The sequence below is a fragment of the Pseudanabaena sp. 'Roaring Creek' genome, assembly GCF_001402795.1.
Taxonomy (GTDB): domain Bacteria; phylum Cyanobacteriota; class Cyanobacteriia; order Pseudanabaenales; family Pseudanabaenaceae; genus Pseudanabaena.
In genome coordinates this window covers 1-2,150 of sequence record NZ_LIRE01000431.1, presented here as the reverse complement: position 1 = coordinate 2,150, position 2,150 = coordinate 1, and the positions used below count along the sequence as shown (strand labels likewise).

At 46.0% G+C, this 2,150-nt stretch carries 1 protein-coding gene; it reads left to right on the top strand.

Translation table 11 applies throughout. From position 1 onward, the window contains the following. Positions 1-487: 487 nt before the first annotated feature. Entirely contained in the window at positions 488-1,786 is a 1,299-nt protein-coding gene (gene hisD, locus AC805_RS14160) for a histidinol dehydrogenase (protein ID WP_055076017.1), read from the top strand. The last annotated feature ends 364 nt before the right edge of the window (positions 1,787-2,150 follow it).

The following is a 2,150-nucleotide window of genomic DNA, read 5'->3' as shown; positions in this document are numbered from 1 at the left end:
TTCGCGCCGCAACACTCTTCTGGGTTTTATGTCTTAACTTATTTGGCTATAGCTATAACGCTGGCTTTGGCAAGATTTCTAAGTAGCTAGGCGCAATTAAACATAAAAGAACAAGACCTGTAGCGCAGCGTGCGCTACAGGTCTTGATTCTGGGTTTTAATTATGCCCAGCTACTTAGAGATTTTTCTATCTAGCTACCGCCAACTGTATCAGGGCATAAAACCCAAAAGAGAGTTGCCGCGCAGAGCGCGGCAACTCTCTTTTGGGTTTTGATTTTGTCCTAACAAAACTGGCGGCAGCTATAGCTCCGAATTTAGCCCAAGCAAAGCTTAGAAGAGCATACCGCCTACTACGCGGGCGGTATGCTCTTCTAAGCTTTGCTTAGCTACTTAACAAGTGCTTATGGCAATTTTAGATTTTTAGGTCACACAACTTACGGGAATACAGGTTAAGCTAGGATTAATCATCGCTTCTTACGTCACAATCTATGCTACGAATTGTCACCCAGAGAACTGAAGCAGAATCCGAAATCAAACGGATTTGCGATCGCATCTATGACGATCAGATGATCCACAAAGAAGCCACAGTCACCGAAATCATTCAAACAGTTAGACGCAAAGGTGATACCGCCCTACTGCACTACACCTCTGAATTTGATGGTCAAGATTTCACAGCGGCGGAACTGCGCGTCAGTGGATCGGAACTTGATGCTGCCTATCAACAGGTCAAAGGAGGTCTACTCAAGGCGATCGAAATGGCTCATCAGCGTATCGAAGAATTTCATAAAATGCGTGTGCCAAAAAGCTGGGTGCATTTTGGCGATAAGGACATAGTTTTAGGTAAACGCTACACGCCCGTTGATGCTGCGGGTATTTACATACCTGGAGGTAAAGCAGCCTATCCAAGTACTGTTTTAATGAATGCCGTACCCGCAAAAGTTGCAGGGGTAAAAAAGATTGTCATGGTTACACCTCCTGGTCAGGAGCGCACCATTAATCCTGCGATCTTAGTGGCGGCTCAGGTAGCTGGGGTGGAAGAAATTTATCGTGTTGGGGGAGCGCAAGCGATCGCAGCTTTAGCCTATGGTACGGAAACCATTCCCAAGGTTGATGTCATCACAGGACCAGGAAATATCTATGTCACCCTTGCCAAGAAGCAGGTATTTGGACGTGTCGGCATCGACTCGATCGCAGGACCTTCTGAAGTTTTAATTATTGCCGATGCTAGCGCCAATCCTACCTACGTAGCGGCAGATATGCTGGCTCAAGCTGAACACGATCAAATGGCAGCATCCATCCTGCTCACCAATGATTCGCGCCTTGCTAATCGAGTTTCTGAAGAAGTAAATCGGATGCTAGAAAACCATCCACGGCGCTTAATGACAGAAAAGGCGATCGCTCACTATGGCTTAATTGTCGTCGTCGATAACCTCAATACCGCCGCCGAACTATCCAATCAATTTGCCCCAGAACATCTGGAATTAGAAATCGAAGAACCTTGGCAATTGATCGATCAAATTCGTCATGCAGGGGCGATTTTTATCGGGCATTCTACACCTGAGGCAGTCGGTGACTACCTCGCAGGACCAAATCACACTTTGCCTACCTGTGGGGGTGCGCGTTATTCGTCGGCACTGGGGGTTGAAACATTTTTGAAGCATTCAAGCTTGATTCAGTACAGTCCTGAAGCCTTAAAGGAAGTCTCTGGGGCGATCGCGTTGTTAACCGAAGCCGAAGGCTTACCCTCCCACGGTGATTCCGTAAGATTGAGATTGCAAGATATTTAGTAGTTCTTTAGTAGTTCTTTAAGGTTAACGTCATTTCCGCCATTCGCGCGGCGCTAAGCGCCGCGCAAATGGTGTTATCGAACTAACGTTAATTTAATTTTTTAATTACTTTTTGATACTTTTTGAAATAACGCAACTGTAACAGCTTTAGCAATCTCAAATGACTTGTGAGAGGCTTCGATTTCGCCTAGCCATCATATCCTGATGGCTAGGCGAAATCGAAGCCCTATTTCTCTTAGGCTCTTGCGGATAAAAAATGTCCCACCAAAGTTATCTAGCTTCGACTACGCTCAGCCAACGTTAGCTGAGCGTAGTCGAAGCTAGATAACTTTGGTGGGACATTTTTTATCCGCAAGAGCCTAAG